The 20616-nt window shown below is 71.2% G+C and carries 26 protein-coding genes; 11 read left to right on the forward strand and 15 right to left on the reverse strand.

Features of this window, described 5'->3' with window-relative positions; translation table 11 throughout:
- Window positions 1-252 (forward strand): adenosylhomocysteinase (locus ACIGXO_RS30660; RefSeq protein ID WP_399793331.1); only part of this gene is annotated, 252 nt, incomplete at its 5' end.
- Window positions 253-689: 437 nt separating this feature from the next.
- Here ACIGXO_RS30660 and ACIGXO_RS30665 read toward each other — a convergent pair.
- Window positions 690-1070, reverse strand: coding sequence for a nitrilase-related carbon-nitrogen hydrolase (locus ACIGXO_RS30665; protein WP_399793334.1), 381 nt, complete (start codon window positions 1068-1070; stop codon window positions 690-692).
- Window positions 1071-1581: 511 nt separating this feature from the next.
- Here ACIGXO_RS30665 and ACIGXO_RS30670 point away from each other — a divergent pair.
- Window positions 1582-2070 carry a VOC family protein gene (locus tag ACIGXO_RS30670; protein ID WP_399793336.1) on the forward strand — a complete coding sequence of 163 codons (489 nt, stop codon included), beginning with the start codon at window positions 1582-1584 and terminating at the stop codon, window positions 2068-2070.
- Window positions 2071-2084: 14 nt separating this feature from the next.
- Here the strand turns inward: ACIGXO_RS30670 and ACIGXO_RS30675 are convergent, their stop codons facing one another.
- The 3 genes from ACIGXO_RS30675 to ACIGXO_RS30685 form a co-directional block, all read right to left on the reverse strand.
- Window positions 2085-2993, reverse strand: a complete 909-nt coding sequence (locus ACIGXO_RS30675) for an aldo/keto reductase (RefSeq protein WP_399793338.1) — start codon at window positions 2991-2993, stop codon at window positions 2085-2087.
- A gap of 320 nt (window positions 2994-3313) precedes the next feature.
- On the reverse strand, window positions 3314-3973 hold the full coding sequence (locus ACIGXO_RS30680; RefSeq protein ID WP_399793726.1) for a response regulator: 660 nt from the start codon (window positions 3971-3973) through the stop codon (window positions 3314-3316).
- Window positions 3966-4928 (reverse strand): HAMP domain-containing sensor histidine kinase, encoded by a 963-nt coding sequence (locus ACIGXO_RS30685; RefSeq protein WP_399793728.1) that lies wholly within the window; start codon window positions 4926-4928, stop codon window positions 3966-3968. The genes ACIGXO_RS30680 and ACIGXO_RS30685 overlap by 8 nt, the downstream gene beginning before the upstream one ends.
- A 395-nt stretch (window positions 4929-5323) precedes the next feature.
- Between ACIGXO_RS30685 and ACIGXO_RS30690 the strand changes: the two genes are divergently transcribed.
- Genes ACIGXO_RS30690 through ACIGXO_RS30700 form a run of 3 tightly spaced genes read left to right on the forward strand, consistent with a single transcriptional unit; the run spans window position 5324 to window position 6815 of the window.
- Window positions 5324-5662 carry a TraR/DksA C4-type zinc finger protein gene (locus ACIGXO_RS30690; RefSeq protein WP_399793340.1) on the forward strand — a complete coding sequence of 113 codons (339 nt, stop codon included), beginning with the start codon at window positions 5324-5326 and terminating at the stop codon, window positions 5660-5662.
- A 47-nt stretch (window positions 5663-5709) separates the two neighbouring features.
- Window positions 5710-5982 (forward strand): TraR/DksA family transcriptional regulator, encoded by a 273-nt coding sequence (locus ACIGXO_RS30695; protein WP_399793343.1) that lies wholly within the window; start codon window positions 5710-5712, stop codon window positions 5980-5982.
- Window positions 5982-6815, forward strand: coding sequence for a rod shape-determining protein (locus ACIGXO_RS30700; protein ID WP_399793730.1), 834 nt, complete (start codon window positions 5982-5984; stop codon window positions 6813-6815). Before ACIGXO_RS30695 ends, ACIGXO_RS30700 begins: the two co-directional genes overlap by 1 nt.
- Here the strand turns inward: ACIGXO_RS30700 and ACIGXO_RS30705 are convergent.
- Window positions 6802-7668 carry a GNAT family N-acetyltransferase gene (locus ACIGXO_RS30705; RefSeq protein WP_399793345.1) on the reverse strand — a complete coding sequence of 289 codons (867 nt, stop codon included), beginning with the start codon at window positions 7666-7668 and terminating at the stop codon, window positions 6802-6804. The two genes, ACIGXO_RS30700 and ACIGXO_RS30705, sit on opposite strands and share 14 nt — an antisense overlap.
- Before the next feature lie 140 nt (window positions 7669-7808).
- On the opposite strand from ACIGXO_RS30705, the gene ACIGXO_RS30710 reads away from it, so the two are divergent.
- A complete protein-coding gene (locus ACIGXO_RS30710) occupies window positions 7809-8462 on the forward strand; it encodes a 1,4-alpha-glucan branching protein (RefSeq protein WP_399793348.1) in 654 nt (217 codons plus the stop codon).
- Here ACIGXO_RS30710 and ACIGXO_RS30715 read toward each other — a convergent pair whose 3' ends face one another.
- Genes ACIGXO_RS30715 through ACIGXO_RS30755 form a run of 9 tightly spaced genes read right to left on the reverse strand, consistent with a single transcriptional unit; the run spans window position 8463 to window position 15281 of the window.
- Window positions 8463-8960, reverse strand: a complete 498-nt coding sequence (locus ACIGXO_RS30715; RefSeq protein WP_399793351.1) for a GNAT family N-acetyltransferase — start codon at window positions 8958-8960, stop codon at window positions 8463-8465.
- A gap of 13 nt (window positions 8961-8973) precedes the next feature.
- Window positions 8974-9570, reverse strand: a complete 597-nt coding sequence (locus ACIGXO_RS30720) for a Dabb family protein (protein ID WP_399793354.1) — start codon at window positions 9568-9570, stop codon at window positions 8974-8976.
- Window positions 9567-9911, reverse strand: coding sequence for a hypothetical protein (locus ACIGXO_RS30725; RefSeq protein ID WP_399793357.1), 345 nt, complete (start codon window positions 9909-9911; stop codon window positions 9567-9569). The genes ACIGXO_RS30720 and ACIGXO_RS30725 overlap by 4 nt, the downstream gene beginning before the upstream one ends.
- Window positions 9908-10825: a TIGR03619 family F420-dependent LLM class oxidoreductase gene (locus ACIGXO_RS30730; RefSeq protein ID WP_399793360.1), complete on the reverse strand. Its 918-nt coding sequence runs from the start codon at window positions 10823-10825 to the stop codon at window positions 9908-9910. Before ACIGXO_RS30730 ends, ACIGXO_RS30725 begins: the two co-directional genes overlap by 4 nt.
- A 13-nt stretch (window positions 10826-10838) precedes the next feature.
- Window positions 10839-11759, reverse strand: a complete 921-nt coding sequence (locus tag ACIGXO_RS30735; RefSeq protein WP_399793363.1) for a tyrosine-protein phosphatase — start codon at window positions 11757-11759, stop codon at window positions 10839-10841.
- Window positions 11760-11804: 45 nt separating this feature from the next.
- On the reverse strand, window positions 11805-12854 hold the full coding sequence (locus ACIGXO_RS30740) for an NAD(P)H-dependent flavin oxidoreductase (protein WP_399793732.1): 1050 nt from the start codon (window positions 12852-12854) through the stop codon (window positions 11805-11807).
- Window positions 12855-12892: 38 nt separating this feature from the next.
- The gene (locus ACIGXO_RS30745; RefSeq protein WP_399793365.1) at window positions 12893-13669 is read right to left on the reverse strand and encodes a CoA-transferase subunit beta; all 777 of its coding nucleotides are present in this window, start codon (window positions 13667-13669) and stop codon (window positions 12893-12895) included.
- Window positions 13666-14532, reverse strand: coding sequence for a CoA transferase subunit A (locus tag ACIGXO_RS30750; protein ID WP_399793368.1), 867 nt, complete (start codon window positions 14530-14532; stop codon window positions 13666-13668). Before ACIGXO_RS30750 ends, ACIGXO_RS30745 begins: the two co-directional genes overlap by 4 nt.
- The gene (locus ACIGXO_RS30755) at window positions 14529-15281 is read right to left on the reverse strand and encodes an enoyl-CoA hydratase family protein (protein WP_399793371.1); all 753 of its coding nucleotides are present in this window, start codon (window positions 15279-15281) and stop codon (window positions 14529-14531) included. Before ACIGXO_RS30755 ends, ACIGXO_RS30750 begins: the two co-directional genes overlap by 4 nt.
- 89 nt (window positions 15282-15370) lie before the next feature.
- Here ACIGXO_RS30755 and ACIGXO_RS30760 point away from each other — a divergent pair, with 89 nt between their 5' ends.
- From ACIGXO_RS30760 to ACIGXO_RS30780, 5 genes are all read left to right on the forward strand, one after another.
- A complete protein-coding gene (locus tag ACIGXO_RS30760; protein ID WP_399793373.1) occupies window positions 15371-16180 on the forward strand; it encodes an SDR family oxidoreductase in 810 nt (269 codons plus the stop codon).
- The gene (locus ACIGXO_RS30765) at window positions 16177-17100 is read left to right on the forward strand and encodes an SDR family oxidoreductase (protein ID WP_399793375.1); all 924 of its coding nucleotides are present in this window, start codon (window positions 16177-16179) and stop codon (window positions 17098-17100) included. Before ACIGXO_RS30760 ends, ACIGXO_RS30765 begins: the two co-directional genes overlap by 4 nt.
- 132 nt (window positions 17101-17232) lie before the next feature.
- Entirely contained in the window at window positions 17233-18381 is a 1149-nt protein-coding gene (locus tag ACIGXO_RS30770; RefSeq protein ID WP_399793377.1) for a Rieske 2Fe-2S domain-containing protein, read from the forward strand.
- 1 nt (window position 18382) lies between these two features.
- Entirely contained in the window at window positions 18383-18625 is a 243-nt protein-coding gene (locus ACIGXO_RS30775) for a hypothetical protein (protein ID WP_399793379.1), read from the forward strand.
- Window positions 18618-19634 carry a 2Fe-2S iron-sulfur cluster-binding protein gene (locus ACIGXO_RS30780; RefSeq protein WP_399793381.1) on the forward strand — a complete coding sequence of 339 codons (1017 nt, stop codon included), beginning with the start codon at window positions 18618-18620 and terminating at the stop codon, window positions 19632-19634. The genes ACIGXO_RS30775 and ACIGXO_RS30780 overlap by 8 nt, the downstream gene beginning before the upstream one ends.
- 24 nt (window positions 19635-19658) lie before the next feature.
- On the opposite strand, the gene ACIGXO_RS30785 is transcribed toward ACIGXO_RS30780, so the two are convergent.
- Window positions 19659-20522: an IclR family transcriptional regulator gene (locus tag ACIGXO_RS30785; protein WP_399793383.1), complete on the reverse strand. Its 864-nt coding sequence runs from the start codon at window positions 20520-20522 to the stop codon at window positions 19659-19661.
- Window positions 20523-20616 lie beyond the last annotated feature (94 nt).

Genomic DNA, 20616 nt, shown 5'->3' on the forward strand with positions numbered 1-20616 from the left:
GCCACCGGTCACCCCTCGTTCGTGATGTCCAACTCCTTCGCGGACCAGACGCTGGCCCAGATCGAGCTGTTCACCAAGCCCGAGCAGTACCCGACGGACGTGTACGTGCTGCCCAAGCACCTGGACGAGAAGGTCGCCCGGCTCCACCTGGACTCGCTGGGCGTCAAGCTCACCGAGCTCCGCCCGGAGCAGGCCGCCTACATCGGCGTCGAGGTCGAGGGCCCGTACAAGCCCGACCACTACCGCTACTGACAGCCACCGGCTGCGCCACCGCTTGATCCAGGCCCCCGTCCCCAGGGCGGGGGCCTGGCCCGTCCGGGCCCTTGCGTAGCCTCGTCAGCAGCCCCCTTCGCGGGTCGCCCCGACGGAACCACTGAGCCGCATGCCACGGTTGGGGTCGGCAGGCCGCGCCAACTGCCGGACAACGTCGGGCCATCCGGCATGTGATCCCGGAGAAGAGCGACAGTAGGTCCCCACCCGTCAGCGCATGAGATCAGGCGGCGGCCGGCCTCGGAGGGCTTCGTTTCGCTCTGGTCACGTGCTTCGACAACCACTTCACCGAGCTGGCCTTCCGAGGCACTGTCGATGGGTGCGAGGTGCCTCTGGCCAGCGCACTGGTGGCCGCTCCGCATTGTGGGCGCCGGACGGAGCCCTTCTCGCAGAGGCCGCTGCTGACAGGCCCATGCTGGTCACCGCCGAGGTCGGACAGCGCGTGGCCTGAGTCGGCCCCAGCCCTGAACTGCTTCAACTTGGCCTGCTACGAATACGTCCCGCTCGTGCTCGAAGAGATACTGCTTGCGATACGTAGTGATCATTTCGCCGTCGGCCCCGAAGACCGGCGTCTCGATGGCGGGCCGGTCCTCGTCGGTGGCCGCAGCACAGTTGACGACGCCGGCGACACCGCCCGCCCGGAGTACGGCTGCGAGCTCGTACCCGGTCAGTGCCGGCTCGGGAAACACCACCGACTCGGCCTCCCGCATACGCGCCTCGGCGATCAGAGCAGCCATGTGCTCCACGTTCGCGGACACGGCAGCAGGAACACAGGTGCACTGGGCAGTCGCGATCTTCATGGAACCGAGGATGCCCGGCCGCCGGGTCGGCACCCCGCCGAGGCGCTGCCGGCAGTCACATGATCGAGGAGTCGGGCTCCGGGTAACGCGACTCCCGCCCGCTCTCATATCACCCGCAGTCTCGAACCATCGTTGAGCGCACGGGGTGCCCCTCTGTGCCCGTCTGATTCCGTTCCTTGCGCAGTGGTGACCATCTGTCATCGGGTAGCCAGTAGCCATACAGGTCGGTATAGTTCGGTAAGGCAACCCACCCTGCTCGGCAGTTCGAGGCTGCTTGGAGATGCTCAGATGAGGATGTCGCTTCGGTATGCGTGGAACGTCCTGCGGGACATCGCGTACGGGATCAATGCAGGACATGCCGTCAGACACGGGGCGAGCGTGCCGCGACGGCGAGGCTCCACGCTCGGCAAATGCCACCAGACGCCACGCACATCGTGACCGCCCCGGCCATTGAAGAAGGCTTGCTCCTTCGTCCGTACGGCCCTACAACAGGCCGGGGGAGACCTGAGGGATGAGCACCTCGCGGCTGCGGAGACGTGGCTGGCGCACCCGCGACTACGAGGGCACCATGGGCCGGCTCGGCCACGAAAAGCGCGTGACGAACTCCCCTGCGGTGCTGGAGGGTTGGCGCATGTTGGATCACATCGCCGTTCAGGTGAACGACATTGCCGCCAGCGCCGCTTTCTACGACGCCGTACTCGCGCCGCTGGGTGGCGAGCGCAAGAAGCAGTTCGGCGCGAACATCAGTTACGGGGTCGAGGGCCATCCCTTGTGGCTGGTCCCCGCGACCGACCCGGCGCCCACACGCGAACTGCACATCGCGTTCGCCGCGGCCGACCGAGCCGGCGTGGACGCCTTCTACGAAGCGGCCCTCGCGACAGGCGCCGAGGTCCTGCATGCGCCCCGGCTCTGGCCGGACTACCACGAGTCCTACTACGGAGTCTTTGTCCGCGACCCCGACGGGAACAACGTCGAGGCGGTCTGTCATCGGCCCGAGTGACGCGAGGGCGTCGCTTACTCGCCGTCCCGATGGTGGAGCTGGAGATGCGCCATGTCGTCGTCCGTGAGCCGCAGGGCACCGGCAGCGATGTTCTCCACGAGATGGTCCGGATCGCCGGTACCCGGGATGGCCAGTACATGCGGCCCCTGCTGCAGCGTCCACGCCAGGCGGACCTGTGCCGTCGACGCACCATGCGCGCGTGCGACGGCGCGCACCGCTTCGCTGTCCTCGGCGCTCGCGCCTGCCTCGCGTCCGGCACCGGCGATCGCGAAGAACGGTACGAAGGCGACGCCGAGCTCGCCGCAGGCTCGCAGGAAGCCCTGCTCCTTGTCCGGCGCGCCGATGCCGTAGGGGTTCTGCACGCAGACGACCGGCGCGATGGCCTGCGCCTCGGCCAGGTGCTCGGGTGTGGCGTTGGATATACCGAGATGGCGTATGAGGCCGGCATCGCGCAGCTCGGCCAACGCCCCGAAATGCTCGGCGATCGAGCCCGTTCTGCGACTCGGCGGGATGCGCAGGTTGACGATGTCCAGGTGGTCACGGCCGAGCTGGCGGAGGTTTTCCTCCACCTGGCCGCGCAACTGCTCCGGCGTGGCCCACCACCACTTGCCGGACGGGTCCCGGCCGGGCCAGACCTTGGTGGTGATGACCAGGTCTTCCGGGTATGGCGCCAGTGCTCGGTTGATCAGCTCGTTGGCGGAGCGCAGTGCGGAGAAGTAGAACGCGGCGGTGTCGATGTGGTTGACGCCGAGTTCGATCGCGCGCCGGAGCACGCTGAGCGATCGTTGGCGGTCGCTCGGCTCGGCCAGGCCGAAGGGGGTACTGCCCGTCAGCCGCATCGCGCCGAACCCGATCCGCCTGACGGTCAGGTCACCGAGCTTCCAGGTTCCCGCGGCTGTCTGGCCGCCCTTTCGTGAGGTCATGATCAGCCACCGGCCTTCACAGAGCCGGCGAAGGAAATCCACGGGTGGGGCGGCAGTCCCGCCTGGCCCGGCACAGTCGCGAGGCGTACACATACGTCCGGCATGAGTCTCCTTTACGGGGAAGCGGATGAGAGCGCGCTGCTTGCCCGGCGCGCTGGACGAGGCCGGCACCTCGACAGCGGTCCACCTGCTGGGAGCAAGCCGTCCCTGGACATGAAAAAAGCCTTCTCGGCGGTGGTGCGTCCGCGGCGAGAAGGCTCAGAGAGTGGTGAGTATTTTAACAGACCCCCGCGCCGGCACCGTGCTCCCCCGGCCCCGGCTCAAGGTTCGATGAGGCCGGCTCGGATGGCGTAGCGGGTGAGTTCCAGGCGGTCGCGCAGGCCGAGTTTGTGGAGGATGTTCGCCCGGTGCCGGTGGACCGTCTTGACGCTGAGGAAGAGGAGTTCGGCGATCTCCTTGGAGGAGTGGCCCTCGGCCACGAGCTTGAGCACCTCCTCTTCGCGAGCGGTCAGCACCTGGTCGGGGACTTCCTCGCCGTGGTGGACGCGATCGAGGTAGTTGCGGATGAGGGCGGTGACCGCGCCCGGGTAGAGAAACGGCTCGTCCCGCATGGCGGCCCGGCAGGCGGCGATCAGGTCGCGGTCGGCCACGGACTTCAGGACGTAGCCGCTGGCGCCGGCCTTCAGCGCCTGGAAGAAGTACTGCTCGTTGTCGTGCATCGTCAGCATCAGGACGCGCAGGCCCGGCTTCAGCCTGACGAGCTCGCGGGCGGCCTGCAGGCCGGTCAGGCGGGGCATGGCGACGTCCAGTACGGCCAGGTCGACGTCGTGGGTACGAGCCAGGGCGATGGCCTCGGCGCCGTCACCGGCTTCGGCGACGACCTCCAGGTCGGGTTCGTCGTCGAGGATGAGCCGTACACCGCGGCGTACCAGCGCATGGTCGTCGGCGAGGAGGATACGGATCCTGGCTGCGTCAGGCATGGTCACGACTCTTCCTGCGAACGGGCACGGTCAGCCGGACGTGGGTGCCGGCCAGCGGCCGGGAGGTGATGTCCAGCGTGGCGTCGACGAGCAGTGCCCGCTCGCGCATACCGCGGATTCCCGCACCCTCGCACGCGACCCCCGTCCCGCGGCCGTCGTCGCTGACGGTCAACCGCACAGTGTCATCGGTGTGGTGCAGGCTCACCTCCACGCGGTCCGCCTCGGCATGCCGGGCCGCGTTGGTCAGGCTCTCCTGCGCCACGCGGTAGAGCACCAGTTCCGTCTCCTGATCCAGCGCGGGAAGATCCGTGGTGAAGCGGCGCAGCACGCGCAGTCCGGTGTGGGTGGCGAACTCGGTGGTGAGTGCGGTCAGGGCGCTGATCAGCCCGAGATCCTCCAGTACGTCCGGCCGGAGCCGACGCACCAGGCGGCGGACCTCGTCCAGGCTCTCCCGGGTGATTTCCTGCGCCTGCTGCAACTCGTCCCGCAGGGGAACGTCCGCCTTGTCCGCGGACCGCTTCAGTCCCAGCAGGATCGCCGTCATGCTCTGGCCGACCTCGTCATGAAGTTCCTGGGCGATGCGGCGCCGTTCGTCCTCCTGCGCCAGCAGGACCCGGGCGCTGCTGGCGGCCCGTTCGTTCTCCAGCCGGTCGAGCATGGCATTGAAGGTACGGATCAGTTCCGCGATCTCGCCGGTGCCGTGCGCCGGCAGCCGCTGGCCCGGGCGCAGCAGGTCGACGGTTTTCATCAGCCGCGTGAGCCGGTCCAGAGGAGCCAGCCCGAGCCGCAGCAGGACCGCGTTGGCGACCAGCATGACGGCCAGGCCGCTCAAGAGGATGATCGCCTCTGTCAGGACGACCGGCACGGAGACGGTCACCGGAGCCCACAGCAGCAGCGCCGTGGCCGTACCCAGCACCACGGCGTTGAGCCCGAAGATCCGCCAGAACAGGGACACCGGAGTCACACCTTTCCTCTTTCCTCGTGACGCGATGTGCCTCTAGTGTCCGTTACCGCGAGCCCGGGCATGAGCCCCGGCTCGAGTGGCGACCGGCGGTCTCGCCTGCGGCTGCCGCAAGCAAGCCTGACGGCCGGCCGCTGCTCAGTCGATGGGCAGTGATGCCCATTTCTGCCCACTCCATTTCCGTGTGCGCGCCGTGTCGATGTCACGGCGGATGGGACCTGCGCCCCGCCGTGAATGGGTACTGCGCCCGATGGGCCCGGCGCGCCGCATCGCCGATGGTGGGGGTACGGACCCCGGCTGTGATCTCCGGCCGCCACCTGGGCCGCACTGCGCACCGCGCACTGCGGGGTGTCCCGCCTGCCGTCGGACTTCAAAGAAAAGGACGCACCATGTCGCTCGACACGCCCCGGACCGAGCCCCGTCCCGAGCGGCTGACCGCCCACGAGGCCCGGCAACGTCTCGAACACGAACGCAACGCCCGGCTGACGCAGCTGAGGGCCATCGACGAGGTCGACCACGACACCGAGGACCAGCTGATGTCCGCGCAGAAGGACGCACAGAAGGACGCCATTCAGCGGGTCCTCAACGAGATCGAGGCCGCCTTCACCCGCGTGCGGGACGGCAGCTACGGGACCTGCCTGAGCTGCTCCAAGCCCGTGCCGGCCGAGCGCCTGGAAATCCTGCCCTACACCAGGTTCTGCGTCGGCTGCCGGCGCAACAGCGCCTGACGCCCGTCGGCCCCATGCCCGTTCGTCGCCCTGCCCCAGGGGGTGAAGTGGTGAACCAACCGATCATCAGTGACCGCGACACGACTCTGGCGGCGGAGGAACTCGCCGCGCTCCGCGCGGACCTGCACGAGCAGCGCCGGTTCCGCCAGGACCAGCTGCGGCAGATCGCCGGCGTGGAAGCGGCCTTGGCACGCATGGACCAGGGCCGCTACGGCCTCTGCCACCGGTGCCGACGGCCCATCGACCGCGAGTTCCTGCTGATCGTGCCGCAGGCCCGCTACCGCGCTCGCTGCCGGCACGTCAGGGAGGCGGGCCGGTGATCACCAGACGCCTTCGTGCGACCGTCGCCCGGCGCCGCCCCCGGCCGCTGTGGGGACGGCGCTGCGGCATCGCTCTCGACCTGGGCAGCGTCCGCACCCGGGCCTGGATGTCCGACCGGGGAACGATCATCGACGTGCCCACCGTGACCTTCCCCGGCACCGGCGCCGTGTACCCCATCCAGCGCGGCACCATCGTCGACACTCCGGGAACCGCCCGGATGCTCGATCGCCTGCTCGACCACCGCCTGCCCCGTTTCGGCCGTCCCCTGGTCGTACTGACCGCACCCGTGCTGGGCGGAGTCGCGTACCGGACCGCAGCTCGTACCGCGGTCGAGGTCCTGCGGCCATGGGCCGTACTGACCATTCCCACCGCGCGGGCGGTGGCTCTGGCCGCAGCCGCCGACCTGACCCGCCCGCTGCTCGTCGTGGACCTCGGCGCCCACCTCACCGAGGTCGTCCTCCTTGCCGACGGCGCGGTCGTCGACGCCCGCCGCACCGCCCTGGGCACCAGCGACCTGGACGACTCCACGACACTCCGGCAGATCACCGGCGCTGTCACCACGATGGTGACGACGATGCTGGAGCAGGACCGTACCTCCCACATGCTCCTTGCCCTGGAGCGTGGCGCGCTCCTGGCCGGCGGCGGCGCCCTGCGCCCCGACATCGCCTACCACCTCACCGGACAGCTGAACGCCCCCGTCGAGCCTGTGCCCGGACCGCACACCGCCGCGGTCCGCGGCGCCGCCAAACTCCTGGAAGCCGGTCAGCCCTTGGCCCGGCTGGATCAGGAACAGCTCGTCTGGTCAACTGGGCGAGCGGTCAGCTGGATGTGAAGTCGTACGCCGCCCAGTCGGTGAGCGTGCGATAACCGAGGCGCTGGTAGAGGGCGTTGCTGGCGGGGTTGGACAGGTCCGCGAACAGGACGACGTCCCTCGCGCCTGCGGCCAGTGCGGCGCGGCTGACCTCCGCTGTCACGGCGCCCGCGTAGCGGCGACCGCGCAGGTGGGCCGGGGTGTAGACGATGTCCACCTGGATCTGGCCGCCGATCAGCGGGTTCATTCCGGCGACGGAGACGGGCGTGCCGTCCGGGGTTTCCCAGAGCGTGTAGCGCTTGTCGGCGAAGCGCGTGCCGGCCCAGGAGTCGGCGGTTATGGAGACTTCCTCCCCGACGGCCTTGGCGAACTCGCCGCACCAGAACATCACTTGCTCAAGGTCCTGCTCGCCCAGGATGCGGCCCCGACCCGCCGGCATCGGCTCCGGCGGGGCGAGCGTGCCGAGGCGGTAGAGACGGAGCCGTGTGTCGCGGAGCTCGGGCGTCGCGCCGGTGTGCCGCTGCCATGCCTCGGCGAAAGCGGTGGCTGTGCTGTGGTCCGCACTGACGGAGGGAAGGGGGTGCCCGAGCGCGGCCAGGTGGGCGGCGAGGGACTCGGCCTGCTCGGGTGTGAGCGGGGAGAGGCCCAGGCCGCGGAACGGGAGGCGGTAGAAGGTGGCGCACACCTCGCCCGCTCGCTCCAGCAGGCCGAAGACGGGGGCTTCGGTACCGAACGCCTCCGCCCCACGCTTGCGCACTCTCTCGGCCCACGTCAGCTGCATGACGTGCAGGCCGGGCCGCGAGCGCAGGAAGCCTCCGGCTCGGGCGAGAAAGTCGTCGACGTCGGTGGTGAGATACGAGTCATCCGGGCGCATGCTGCATGATCCCGCATGCTGTGGGAGTGCTCAACGGTTCTGTGTCAGGCGCGACTTACGGCGCCCGTGGTGACTGCTGGCGCAGCGAGGTGTGGAAGGCTGAGGGAAATTCAGGTCCGCGACAGGAGGCGACCACCGGCATGGCGCTGATCCACCACACCACCCTCAAGCCGACCAAGCTCGAGCTGCTCACCGACTGGCTGCCCACCCGCCCTTGGTACCGGGGCGGCCCGGACGCCCCCGTGCTGGAGAAGTCGGGTGGCTTCCGGCTGGACGACCCGGAGGGCGAGGTCGGCATCGAGTTCATGGTGGCCACCGACAGGAAGGGGCTGGAGCGGACGGCCTACTTGATACCGCTCACTTACCGCGCGGCGCCGTTGGAGGGGGCCGAACACGCCCTCATCGGCACGGCCGAGCACGGGGTACTGGGCAAGCGCTGGGCGTACGACGGCTGCCACGACCCGGTGCTCGTCACCGAGCTGCTGTCGCTGATCGAAGGCAGCGCACCGGCGATGGCGCAGAGCATCACGGATACCCCCGACCACGAGGTGACCCGCTCCCACACCGGCGCCCCGTTCGGCCTGGACGGCTTCGCCCCCGAGCCCACCGACGACCGGAACGGTACCCGCCTTCCCGTACCCGGCGGCGTCCTGCACGTCCACCGCGTCCTCATCCCCGTCGACGAGAATCCGCCGGCGCCGCGCCAGGGAGCTCTTGGCCATGTCGCGACCGGCTGGCAGGGGCCGGACGGCACGCGCCCGCGCGCCGTCCTGATGACGTTGCTCGACGCCTGATCACCGGGGTATGAGGTCGCGCCGATACCAGGTGCCCGGCTTGCCCCCGAGGTGAGCCGGGTCGGCGGGGCCTATGGGGACGAACCCGGCTTTGGTCAGCACTCTTTGGGACGCGGCATTCCGGTGGGCCGCGGCCGCCCGCAGCGTGCGCAGTCCGTGCCGGGCCGCCGCCAGCCCGCACAGCTCCTGAACGGTCGCGGTCGCCACGCCCTGGCCGGCGACGTGCTGCGCGACCCGGTAGCCGAGGGTCGCGGTGTGGCCTTCGATGTCGATGAGGTTGAACCTGCCGAGTACCGAGTCGTCCTCGGCGACGAGCAGGTAGAAGGCGCAGATGCCGGCCTCTTGCTCAGCCAGCAAGGCGTGGTAACGGTCGGGGAAGTGGTCGAAGAAGTCATCGCCGCGGTCGGGGACCGAGGCCGCGAAGTAGGCGCGGTTCGCCAGCTCGAAGGCCAGGACCGCCGGGGCATGGTCGGCATGCAGCCGCTTCAGCTCGGGCATTGCCCGACCTTATTCAAGGGGAGGGCAGGACCGGCACCGGGCTCCAGCGGAAGACGTGGGCCAGGTGCGGCTCCACGATTCCGGCGCCCGGGATTTCGCCGTCGAACCACCGGTCCACGCAGGTCCAGTGGAAGGGGTGACCGAGATACTCGCCGGTCAGGCCCTCGATGTCCGCGTACTCCTGCTCCCAGACGTGCGTCCAGCGGGAGGGTGTGAGGGACCGGTCCACGCGGCTCAGTGACCAGGAGCGGATGGTGGAGATGTGGGCGGGCATGGCGAGGAGGTCGGCCTCCAGGCGCTCGACGGGGCCGGTGGGTGTGCCGGGGCGTACGGCGAGGAGCAGCGTGCGTTTTACTCGCGGGCCGGACAGGGGGACGAACCGGCTGCGTACGGGGGTGAGCGCGACCGCGTCGAGCGGTGCCGGCACCCCGAGTTCGGCGGCGAGGGCGGCGGGGGAACGGTCCGCGGTCATGTCCCAGGTGGCGCCGCGGCCGCCGAAGCTGCCGGGGAGATCGGGCGCCGCCGAGCACGCCGACACACCGGGGAGCTTGTCCGCCTTGTTGTACGCCTCGGCTCCTTCGGCCGGGAGCAGTGCCACCCAGCGGGTCATGACGTCGTCCCTTCCTCGAAACCGAGGGGTTCCAGTACCTGGCGGTCGCGGTCCAGGGCGAGCGCATCGGTGTGCGCCCAGAATTCGGTGACCTGCGGATCGCCGGCGGACGCGACGCGTGCGGCGAAGAATGCGCCGCTGTCCCGTACCGACCACAGGATCCGGATCGCCACCGTGTCCGGGCCCGTCCAGGTGCGCCAGAGGCGTTCCGCGACCATGTCGCGGCCGAGGGCGCCCGGGAGGTAGTCGGCGCGCCAGCGTCGCAGCCACGGCTCGGCCTTGTCGGCCGGGAGGATGACGAGGTCGATGATCTGAACCCCCTTCATGACAGGTTCGCTCATGACAGCTTCTCCAGGACCTCGGTGCGGTAGCGGTCGATCTGGTCGCGCAGGGCGGCCAGGCCGCGCGGGCCCGACAGCCCGTCCGCGCCGCGGATATGGGGCGCGATGACGAGGCGGGTCGCGCCCGCGTCGGTGAAGCCGCGTACCCAGGACGGATCCGACGCGCGTGCGCGGTCGCAGGAGCCCGGCCATACCGTGATCTCCACGGCGTCTTCCGGCCGCCCCGCCTGCCGCGCGGCCTCGCGCAGCAGATCCGCCTGGCGGGCGAAGTCCTCCGGGGTGATCGTGTACGGGAACCAGCCGTCGCCGATGCGGCCCGCCCGGCGGACGGCGGGATCGCTGTTCCCGCCGAGGACAATGGGCACCGACCCGCTCGCGGGCCGGGGCAGCGAGTGCAGGCCCTCGAAGGAGACGTGCCGTCCCTCGTACGAGGCGGGGCCGCCGCCCCACAGCGCGCGCAGCGCGCCGACGCACTCCTCCAGCCGCCGCCCCCGGTCCCGGTAGGGGACACCGACGGCGGCGTACTCCTCCTTCTGCCAGCCGATGCCGAGGCCCAGCAGCAGCCGGCCGGCGGAGTGCCGGTCGATCGTCGCGGCCCGCTTGGCCAGGACCACCGGGCTGTGCAGCGGGGCGACCATCATCGCGGTGCCGAAGCGCAGGGTGTCCGACGCACCGGCGAGGAAGGCGATGGTCTCCAGCGGGTCGGGCATGGGGACGGACCCGGAACTGCCCGGTATCCGGCCGTCGGAGGAGTACGGATAGAGCGGTTCGTACCGGTCGGCGACGGCGACGTGCTCGACCGTCCACAGCGACTCGACGCCGCACTCCTCCAGCGTGCCCGCGAGGTCGCGGAGGAAGCCGCCCGAGGTGATCAGGCCGTCGGTGAACGGTGCCATCATTCCCAGTCGGAGCATGCCGGTGCCTCGCTCACTTCAGCAGCCGGGCGCGGAGCCCGGCCAGGGTCGACGGGGTCAGGCCGAGGCCGTCGGTCAGGTAGCCGTCGAGGCCGCCGTAGTCCTGCTCGGCCTGGTCGAGAGCCGCTTGAAGGTAGTCCTCGCGGACTTCCTGGAGGGGGATGAGCAGGTCCGGATTCTCCATCAGACCGGCCTGCCCGAGCTGTTCGCGGGTCTTTCGGTCGGCCTCGGCGCGGAAGGTGTTGGAGAGCAGGAAGTCGTCGGTCGCGGTGGTGGCCGGGACACCGACGGCGTGGAGCAGGAGGTAGCTCAGCCAGCCCGTGCGGTCCTTGCCCGACGTGCAGTGGAAGAGCAGCGGGGATCGACCGTGCCGGGCGATGTCCCGCAGGACCGTGGCGAACTGGCGGCGGTTCTCGGTGCTGGTGACGAAATTCCGGTAGATGGCACGCATCAGCTTTTCGGCCTTGCCGTCGCCGAGCATTTCCCGCTGCTTGACGGGGTCCTTGGAACCGATGGCCTCCATCGTGCGGGCGTACAGGCCGAGGTCGTCCACGGGCCGGGAGGCTGCGGTGAGGCCGGCCGGAAGGCGGTCAGCGCCGTCGCGTTCCACCTCCAGGGGGACGCGGAAATCGACTACCGTGCGCAGGCCCAGTCCGGAGAGTTTCGCGACATCCGCTTCGGTGAGTTTGCTGAGCGAGTCGGCCCGGAAGACCTGGCCGTAGCGCACATGACGGCCTCTCTCCGTACGGTAACCGCCCAGGTCGCGGACGTTGACCGCGCCTTTGAGGGGGATGTGGCGGAGGTGTGCGGTCTCGTGAGCGGGTGCGGCAGCGATCCTGGGCGGGGCGTCGGCCACGGCGGACGCCGGGAGGCAGCAGAGGACTACGGCGGAGAGCGCGACTCCGGTCGTGTGGCGCATGCGGGCAGCGCGCATGGGTCAACTCCCTTGGATGGAAGGGGCGTTCCGGTGAGGGGGAATTCAGTCCGTGCGGGGCAGTGCCTGGAGGGTGCTGTGTGCTTCGGACATGACGCGGGTGACCAGTTCCGCGCACGACGGCAGGTCGTCGATCAGGCCGGCGACCTGGCCGGACGCCATCACGCCCAGGTCCGTACGGCCGTCCACCATCGAGCCCTTGAGCAGCATGGGGGTGTTGGCGGCGAGCAGGACCTGACTCCAGGTCAGCTCCTTGCCGTGCTTCATCGCGAGGCCGTCCCGCACGATCTGTGCCCAGCTCATGCCGGAGTCGCGCCGGAAGGCCGCGGCGTGGCGTACCGCCCGTACCAGCGAGGCGACCCGGCCCGAGCGTTCCAGCGCGTCGACCAGCTCGCTGCGCAGCATCCGGTGCGGGAGGCCGTCGACGGCGGTGGTGACGGTGATGTCCTTGACGGTGGCCGCCAGATAGCGGGCCTTCACCGCGTCGGGCACGGTGCTGTCGGAGGTGAGGAGGAAGCGGGTGCCCATGGCGATCCCGGCGGCGCCGTACGCCAGCGCCGCCACCAGCCCGCGTCCGTCGCGGAAGCCGCCCGCCGCGATGACGGGGATGTCCACCGCGTCCACGACCTGCGGCAGCAGTACGCTCGTGGCGACCTCCCCGGTGTGGCCGCCGCCCTCACCGCCCTGCACGATCACCGCGTCGGCGCCCCACGACGCGACCTTCTCCGCGTGCCGCCGGGCCCCGATGGACGGGATGACCACCACCCCGGCGTCCTTCAGCCGCGCGATCAGCTCCCGGGACGGCGCGAGCGCGAACGAGGCGACCCGTACGCCCTCGTCGATGATGATGCGTACGCGCTCGGCCGCATCGCCCGCGTCCGCGCGCAGATTGACCCCGAAGGGCGCGTCCGTACGGGACGTGACCTCGCGGACGGCCGCGCGGAGGCGGTCGGTGGTCATGGTGGCGGAGGCGAGGATGCCCAGCGCGCCCGCGTTGGCGGCGGCCGAGACCAGACGGGGACCGGCCACCCAGCCCATACCGGTCTGCACGAGGGGGTGGCGGACGCCGACGAGCTTCGTCAACGCGGTCTCGATCCTCTCGATCCTCTCGATACTTCCCGTACTGATGTCCGTCACGGCGCGGGCACCTCGCGCTCGCGCAGACCGTTCGGGTCGATCACCTCGCGGATCAGCCGCAGCTCCTCGGCGGTGGGCTCGCGGGTGTACGGCACGTCGTCGGGGACCGTCAGCGCGAAGCCGGTGGCCTCCCGCACCTGTCCGGCCGTGACGCCGGGGTGCAGCGAGCGCAGCCGCATCGTGCGGTCCGGGGTCTCGAAGTCGAAGACGCCTAGGTCGCTGATGACCCGCGGGATGCGGTGGTACCGGGTGGCGGAGGGACCGGCCGCGGCGGCGCGGTCGTACCCGACGCCGGAGACCATGTCGACCTTCTCGACGAACACCCGCGTCGAGTGTCGCGGCACCCAGTAACTCGTCGGATTATTAAGGGTGTTGACGGGCGCTCCCCGCACTCCCAGCAACTGGCGCTTCGGCCGGTCCCAGGCGCCGATGCAGGAGATGTTCTGGTTGCCGTGCCGGTCGAGCTGGCTCGCGCCCATCATGACGTGCCGCCGCCCGCTCGCGACGAGCGCCAGGTGCTGGCGGTACGGCAGCCAGCCCTCGGTCACCCCGGACGGTGCCCCGAGCGCCGGTACATCGCCCATCAGCAGTGCCTCGCCGTCCGTGAGCAGCAGGTCGGGGGAGAAGGTGAGCCTGGCCAGCCGGGCGCCGATCGAGGGGATCGTGCCCATGGGGCTCGCCAGGATCTCCCCCGCGCCGCGCCACGCCTCGGCGCAGGCCACCACGCAGTATTCGGCGCGAGTCGCCGTGGTCGTCGTGGTCGTTGTGTTCATGCGGACTCCTCGTGGAACGCCGCGACCGCGGCCTGATAGCTGTGCTCGTCGCCGGACAGGAACCGTTCGGCGAACGCCCGCCACTCCTCCGGGTCCTTGGCCGCCCGGACGTAAGCCCGCTGGAACGCCTCGTCGCGGCCGTGGTCGGGGGTGCAGGAAGTGAAGTGCGCGCCGTTCGGCGTCTCGACGACACCGGTCACGAATGCCCGCTTGACCAGCAGCGATTGCGGCCCCTGGTCCTTGAGCAGCTCGGCCGTGTCCACCACGCGCTCGCAGGAGACATACGCGGCGTCGGCGGCCTGGCAGAACAGGTCGTCGAAGTACGGATCGGGGCCCAGGTACTGGCCGTTGCCCTGGGCGTCGGCCCGGTTGAGGTGGACGAGCGCGGCGTCCAGCCGCAGGGCGGGGACGGCGACCAGCTCCTCGCCGTCCTCGTACGGTGAAGTGACCGTGCGCAGGGACGGATTGACCGTCATGACGTCGGAGCCGAGGCCCGCCCGGATCGGCATGAACGGCAGCCGGTGCGCGGCGGCGGTCAGCCCCCACATCACCATCGCCTCGTCCAGCTCGGTCAGTTCGAGGCCGCCGCGCTGCCGGGCCGCGCAGAAGTGCGGCTCCAGCGGTACGGAATCCAGCGTGCCGAAGGCGGTGACGAGCCGGCGGATCTTCCCGGCGGCGGCGAGCAGTCCGACGTCCGGGCCGCCGTACGACACCACGGTCAGATCGGTGACGTCGGACCGCAGCAGCGCCCGCACCAGGGCCATCGGCTTGCGCCGCGAGCCCCAGCCGCCGATGCCGAGCGTCATCCCGCTGTCGAGGCGGCCGACCACCTCCTCGGCGGTCATCGTCTTGTCCCTGCTCATGAGCGCTGCTCCCGTTCGCCGAAGGTGTCGCGTACGCGGTCCGCGATGCCGCTGAGGTTGGCCTCGAAGGTGAAGCCCTGCTCGAAGCGGTAGCTGCGGCGTACGTCGACCGGGTCGATGCCGTTGATGGCGGCCTTGGCGAGGCGCAGCAGGGTGCCGTCCTTGGCGGCGATCTCGCTCGCCAACTCCTGTGCGGCGGCCATGAGTTGTGCGCGGGGGACGACTCGCCACACGGAGCCGTGCTGCCGCAGCTCCTCGGCCGTGACGGTGCGTGAGGTGTAGTACAGCGTCCGCATCAGGTGCTGCGGGACCAGCCGGGCGAGATGGGTGGCCGCGCCCAGGGCGCCCCGGTCCAGCTCGGGCAGGCCGAAGGCCGCGTCGTCGCTCGCCACGATCGCGTCCGCGTTGCCGGCCAGGCCGATGCCGCCGCCCAGGCAGAAGCCCTGTACCGCGGCGATCACCGGGACTTCGCAGTCGTACACGGCGGCGAACGCCTCGTAACAGCCGCGGTTGGCGCCGATGAGCGCGTCGTGGCCGGGCGTGCGCTGCATCTCCTTGATGTCCACGCCGGCGTTGAAGCCGCGGCCGGCGGCGGCGAGGACGACGCAGCGCACCTTGGGGTCGGCGCCGACGGCGCGGAGTGCGGCGGCCAGTTCGTACCAGCCGTTCACCGGGAGGGCGTTCACCGGTGGGAAGTCCACGGTGACGACCGCGACGCCCTCTTCGGGCGCGGAGGTGGAGACACCCATGAGCAGATCAGCTACCTTTCCACCAAACGTTTGTTAGGCGCGTGTTGCAGGCAAGGTAGCAGCGGACGGCGCGCCGCGGGAGGTGCTCAATGCCAGCGATCATCGATCTGTCGGAACACGTCGCCGTCGTCACGGGCGGCACGCGGGGCGTCGGCGCGGGCATCGCGCGCGCCCTGCTGGAAGCCGGGGCCGAGGTGGTGACCTGCGCACGACGGCCCCCCGACCGGCCCGTCGAAGCGGCGGGCCGCACCGCTCGTTTCCACGCCGTGGACCTCCGGGCCCCGGACGCGGTCGGCGCGTTCTTCGAGGCGGTACGGAGCGAGTACGGGCGGCTGGACACGCTCGTCAACAACGCGGGCGGCACTCCGTACCGCATGCTCGCCGACGGTGGCAGCCGGCACGCGGCGCGGGTCGTCGAACTCAACCTGCTCGCCCCGCTGAACGCCTCGCTCGCCGCCTACGACCTGCTGCGCGAGGGGCCCACGGGCGGCTCGATCACCATGATCGGCAGTGTCAGCGGCACCCGCCCGTCACCGGGCACCGCGGCCTACGGAGCCGCCAAGGCGGGCCTGGAGAACCTGGCCCGCTCGATGGCCGTGGAATGGGCCCCGAAGGTACGCGTCAACACCGTGACCCTCGGCATGGTCCGCACCGAGCTGTCCCACCTGCACTACGGGGACGAGGCCGGGCTCGCCGCCGTCGGCCGCACCGTACCGCTCGGCAGGCTCGCCGAACCCGACGAGATCGGCGACGCCTGCGTCTTCCTCGCCTCGGGCCGCGCCGCGTACGTGAGCGGCGCGAGCCTGCTCGTCCACGGGGGAGGGGAGCGCCCGGCGTTCCTCGACGCCGCCACCGTCAATCACACCGTCAACCACACGGAAGGGAACCACGCGTCATGAACGGAACCACCGGGCTCTGCGCGGACCGCGTCGCCGTCGTCACCGGAGCCGGCCGCGGACTGGGCCGCGCGCACGCCCTCGCCCTCGCCGCCGAGGGCGCCAAGGTCGTCGTCAACGACCTCGGTGTCGGCCTGGACGGCAGCGGCGCGGCCGCTGCCGGGCCCGCCCAGCAGGTCGTCGACGAGATCCGCGCCGCCGGCGGCGAGGCCGTCGCGCACGGCGGCGACATCGCCACCGCGGCCGGCGCGGCCTCGCTGATCAGCACCGCGCTCGGCACGTACGGGCGGCTCGACGCGCTGGTCAACAACGCGGGCTTCCTCCGCGACCGGATGCTCGTCAACCTCGACGAGGACGACTGGGACGACGTACTGCGCGTCCATCTCAAGGGCCACTTTCTGCTGCTGAAGCACGCGGCGGCGCACTGGCGCGCGGAGGCGAAGGCCGGCCGCACCCCCGAGGCCCGGGTCATCAACACCAGCTCGGGCGCGGGGCTGCTCGGCAGCGTCGGCCAGGGCAATTACTCCGCCGCCAAGGCCGGCATCGTCGGCCTCACGCTCGTCGCCGCCGCCGAGCTCGCCCGGTACGGCGTCCAGGTCAACGCGATCGCCCCGGCGGCCCGCACGCGGATGACCGAGGAGACCTTCGCCGGGACGATGGCGGCGCCGGGAGAGGGCGAATTCGACGCGATGGCCCCCGAGAACGTCTCCCCGCTCGTCGTCTGGCTGGCCTCCGCCGCCTCCGACGGGGTGAGCGGCCGGGTCTTCGAGGCGGAGGGCGGGCGGATCACCGTCATGGAGGGCTGGCGCCCCGGCCCCACCGCCGACAAGGGCGCCCGCTGGACCCCGGCCGAGGCGGGCGAGACCGCGCGGAAGCTGCTCGCGGCCGCCGAGCCGCCGCAGCCGGTGTACGGGGCGCGGTGACCCCGGCTTTTCCAGCGCTCGCGAGCCCGCCGCGGCCGCTTTCCCGCTCACCGGGAATTCGCCCTCCCGCACCGGCCCGGGGCCGCCCTAGCCTCCCCGGACAGCCCCGTGCCCGCAGGAGGTCCAGACAAGATGACTGCTCTCCACGACCAGGTCCGCGTCATCGACGCGGGCCGCCCGCCCGCCCGTTTCGCCCGCGGCTGGCACTGCCTCGGCCTCGCCGACGGATTCAAGGACGGCGAGCCGCACGAGATCGAGGCGTTCGGCACCAAGCTGGTGGTCTTCCAGGGCGCGGACGACAAGGCGCTGCACGTACTCAACGCCTACTGCCCGCACATGGGCGGCAATCTGGCGCACGGCTCCGTCAAGGGTGACACCGTGGCCTGCCCGTTCCACGACTGGCGCTGGGCGGGCAACGGCCGGTGCGCGGGCGTGCCGTACGCCCGCCGCGTGCCGCCGCGCGCCCGTACCCGCGCGTGGACCACGCTGGAGGAGAACGGCCAGCTGTTCGTCTGGCACGACCCCGAGGGCAACCCGCCGCCCCCCGAGGTGACCATTCCGCGCATCGAGGGCGCGTTCAGCGACGAGTGGAGCGACTGGACCTGGCACACCCTCCGGGTGGAGGGCGCCAACTGCCGGGAGATCGTCGACAACATCGTCGACATGGCGCACTTCTACTACGTGCACTACTCCTTCCCGACGTACTTCAAGAACGTCTTCGAGGGGCACATCGCCACCCAGTACATGGAGAGCACCCCGCGCGAGGACGTGGACCTCGGCGCCCTCAACGCCCCGCTGCGCTCCGACGCCTCGTACTACGGCCCCTCCTACATGATCGACCGCCTCTGGTCCCCGGTGCCCGGCGCCGGTGGTCTCGAAATGGAGATGGTGCTGATCAACTGCCACTACCCGGTCGACGCGAACAGCTTTGTGCTGCAGTACGGCGCGATCGTGAAGAAGCTGCCCGGCATGACCGACGCGGAGGCCGCCGAGACCGCGCGGCTCACCTCCCAGGGCCTCGCGGCCGGCTTCGAGCAGGACGTCGAGATCTGGCGGCACAAGACCCGGATCGACAATCCGCTGCTGACCGAGGAGGACGGCCCGGTCTACCAGCTGCGCCGCTGGTACGAGCAGTTCTACCGGGACGCGGCCGACGTGCCGGAGGAGATGACGCGGCGGTTCGAGTTCGAGATCGACACCGAGCGGGCCAACAAGGCATGGCGCGCCGAGGTCGACGAGAACCTGGCCCGCCGGGCGGCGGGGACGGGGGCCGGGGCCTGACATGCAGCCGGTGGAGTGCGCGGCCTGCGGCAATCAGGTCCTGTGCGAGAAGTTCAGCCCCGCCCACACCTCCGTGCAGTGGACGGCCGAAGCGGCGGCCGTCTGTCCGGAGTTCGGCGCCCTGGTGGCCGTGGGGGCGACCGCGGCGCGGATCCGGACCTGCGCGGCGCTGCGCGACAGCATCGACCGGGCCGCGGCCGAGGGAACCCTGCGCGTCACCACGCTGGAGGCCGCCGATGCCTGAGCCGCGTACGTACCGGGTGCGGGTCCTCGAAGTGATCGAGGAGACGGCCGAAGCCCGGTCGCTCGTCCTCCTGCCGCCAACGGGGAGCGGTGACCGGTTCGCCTACCGCCCCGGGCAGTTCCTCACGGTGAGGCTGCCGGGCGCGGACGGCGAACCGGCCGCCGCCCGCTGCTACTCCCTGTCCAGCTCACCGGAGACCGGCGAGCCCTTGAAGATCACCGTCAAGCGGGTGGCCGGCGGGTACGGCTCCCACTGGATCTGCGACCACGTGGCCGCCGGCGACGAGCTGGAGGTATTGCCGCCGGCCGGCACCTTCACGCCGGACTCCCTGGACCGCGACCTGCTGCTCGGCGCGGGCGGCAGCGGCATCACGCCCGTCCTGTCCATCGCCAAGTCGGCGCTGGTCAGCGGGCGGGGCAAGGTCGCGCTGCTGTACGCCAACCGCGACGAGTCCTCGGTCATCTTCCGCGCCGAACTGCGCGAGCTGACCGAGGATTACCCCGACCGGCTGGTCGTGCTGCACTGGCTGGAGTCGGTCCAGGGGCTGCCCGCCGCGGACCGGCTGGCGGCCGTGCTCGCGCCGTACGCGGGGCGGGATGCGTATGTGTGCGGGCCCGCGCCGCTGATGGACGCGGTCGAGGAGGCGCTGGGCGGCCGCCGCGTCCACCGGGAGCGGTTCTTCTCGCTCGGCGCGGACGTGTTCGACGCGCCCGACGTCCCGGCGGCGGAAGAGGGCGGCGCCACCGCGGAGGTGGAGCTCGACGGCGAGACCCGTACGGTCCGCTGGCCGGCCCGCACGCCGCTGCTCGACGCGCTGCTCGCGGCGGGCGTCGACGCTCCGTACTCCTGCCGCGAGGGCTCCTGCGGCGCGTGCGCCTGCCGGATCGTGTCCGGTGAGGCGAAGATGCTCAGCAACGACGTACTGGACGAACAGGACCTCGCCGAGGGGTACGTGCTGGCCTGTCAGGCCGTCCCCCTCACCGACGAGGTCGAGGTCAGTTACTCCTGACCGCGCGGCCCGGCGCGCAAGGGCTCACATCCATTCCGCGAACCGCATCCACGACATCATCGTGTCCATCTGCGCTGGTTCCAGGGCCGGTTCCGGGGCCGGGGCGGCGGTCGTACGGGGGACGGCCGCCGCCCGCCCCGGACCGTACAGCGATGCCCAGATCGCCCGCGTCGTCGCCCGCACCACCGGGGCCAGCCGCTCCAGGTCGCGGTGGAGGCCGTTGCCGCACACCGAGACGGCGGCGATGGCGCGTCCGGCGCCCCGCAGCGGCGCCGCCACGCACGCCACGCCGCGGAAGCTCTCCTCCCGGTCGAAGGCCACGCCGCGCTCGCGGATGCGCGCCAGCTCCGCGCGGAACGGGCCGGGGCGGGTGAGGGTGTACGCCGTACGCGGCCGCAGCCCGGCCCGCAGCACCTCCGAGACCAGGGCCTCCTCCCCGAACGCCAGGATCGCCTTGCCGGTGGCCGTGCAGTACGCCGGCTGCCGGCCGCCGATCCGGGACGGCACCGACGCGTCCGCGATGCCGCCGAGCCGTTCCAGGTACACCACTTCGGGCCCGTCGAGGACGGCGAGGTGCACGACGTGCCCGGTCTTCTCGTGCAGCGCGTGCAGGTGCGGCAGCGCGGCCCGGCGCAGCCGGTTGTGGTGCGCGGCCATCGCGCCCAGCTCCAGCATCCGCATCCCCAGGCGGTAGTCCCGGCCGTCGCGGTCCAGCCAGCCCAGCTGTACCAACTGGTCGAGGATGCGGTGCACGGAGGAGCGGGGCAGCCCGGAGCGGCGTACCACCTCGGTGAGCGTCAGCCGGGGCGTGGCGCCCTGGAAGGCGCCCAGGACCAGCGCGGCCTTCTCCAGGAGTGAGGGCGGGGACTGCGCGGACTGCACGGTCATCGGCGACTCCTGCGAGGAGCGGGGAGGGATGCCGAGAGCGTGCCACGCTTCCCGCTCAGCGGGAACCCACTATTTCGAAAAGAAATAGTCAGGC

Origin of the sequence: Streptomyces sp. NPDC053542, from assembly GCF_044544685.1 — a bacterium.
Taxonomy (GTDB): domain Bacteria; phylum Actinomycetota; class Actinomycetes; order Streptomycetales; family Streptomycetaceae; genus Streptomyces.

Coding starts and splice junctions, on each gene's coding strand:
- ACIGXO_RS30775 (WP_399793379.1), top strand. CDS start 18,383: ATGCAGCCGGTGGAGTGCGCGGCCTGCGGCAATCAGGTCCTGTGCGAG.
- ACIGXO_RS30725 (WP_399793357.1), bottom strand. CDS start 9,911: ATGAGCGAACCTGTCATGAAGGGGGTTCAGATCATCGACCTCGTCATC.
- ACIGXO_RS30765 (WP_399793375.1), top strand. CDS start 16,177: ATGAACGGAACCACCGGGCTCTGCGCGGACCGCGTCGCCGTCGTCACC.
- ACIGXO_RS30770 (WP_399793377.1), top strand. CDS start 17,233: ATGACTGCTCTCCACGACCAGGTCCGCGTCATCGACGCGGGCCGCCCG.
- ACIGXO_RS30780 (WP_399793381.1), top strand. CDS start 18,618: ATGCCTGAGCCGCGTACGTACCGGGTGCGGGTCCTCGAAGTGATCGAG.
- ACIGXO_RS30675 (WP_399793338.1), bottom strand. CDS start 2,993: ATGACCTCACGAAAGGGCGGCCAGACAGCCGCGGGAACCTGGAAGCTC.
- ACIGXO_RS30720 (WP_399793354.1), bottom strand. CDS start 9,570: ATGACCCGCTGGGTGGCACTGCTCCCGGCCGAAGGAGCCGAGGCGTAC.
- ACIGXO_RS30785 (WP_399793383.1), bottom strand. CDS start 20,522: ATGACCGTGCAGTCCGCGCAGTCCCCGCCCTCACTCCTGGAGAAGGCC.
- ACIGXO_RS30750 (WP_399793368.1), bottom strand. CDS start 14,532: ATGAGCAGGGACAAGACGATGACCGCCGAGGAGGTGGTCGGCCGCCTC.
- ACIGXO_RS30690 (WP_399793340.1), top strand. CDS start 5,324: ATGTCGCTCGACACGCCCCGGACCGAGCCCCGTCCCGAGCGGCTGACC.
- ACIGXO_RS30730 (WP_399793360.1), bottom strand. CDS start 10,825: ATGCTCCGACTGGGAATGATGGCACCGTTCACCGACGGCCTGATCACC.
- ACIGXO_RS30665 (WP_399793334.1), bottom strand. CDS start 1,070: ATGAAGATCGCGACTGCCCAGTGCACCTGTGTTCCTGCTGCCGTGTCC.
- ACIGXO_RS30755 (WP_399793371.1), bottom strand. CDS start 15,281: ATGGGTGTCTCCACCTCCGCGCCCGAAGAGGGCGTCGCGGTCGTCACC.
- ACIGXO_RS30715 (WP_399793351.1), bottom strand. CDS start 8,960: ATGCCCGAGCTGAAGCGGCTGCATGCCGACCATGCCCCGGCGGTCCTG.
- ACIGXO_RS30705 (WP_399793345.1), bottom strand. CDS start 7,668: ATGCGCCCGGATGACTCGTATCTCACCACCGACGTCGACGACTTTCTC.
- ACIGXO_RS30745 (WP_399793365.1), bottom strand. CDS start 13,669: ATGAACACAACGACCACGACGACCACGGCGACTCGCGCCGAATACTGC.
- ACIGXO_RS30670 (WP_399793336.1), top strand. CDS start 1,582: ATGAGCACCTCGCGGCTGCGGAGACGTGGCTGGCGCACCCGCGACTAC.
- ACIGXO_RS30680 (WP_399793726.1), bottom strand. CDS start 3,973: ATGCCTGACGCAGCCAGGATCCGTATCCTCCTCGCCGACGACCATGCG.
- ACIGXO_RS30735 (WP_399793363.1), bottom strand. CDS start 11,759: ATGCGCGCTGCCCGCATGCGCCACACGACCGGAGTCGCGCTCTCCGCC.
- ACIGXO_RS30760 (WP_399793373.1), top strand. CDS start 15,371: ATGCCAGCGATCATCGATCTGTCGGAACACGTCGCCGTCGTCACGGGC.
- ACIGXO_RS30710 (WP_399793348.1), top strand. CDS start 7,809: ATGGCGCTGATCCACCACACCACCCTCAAGCCGACCAAGCTCGAGCTG.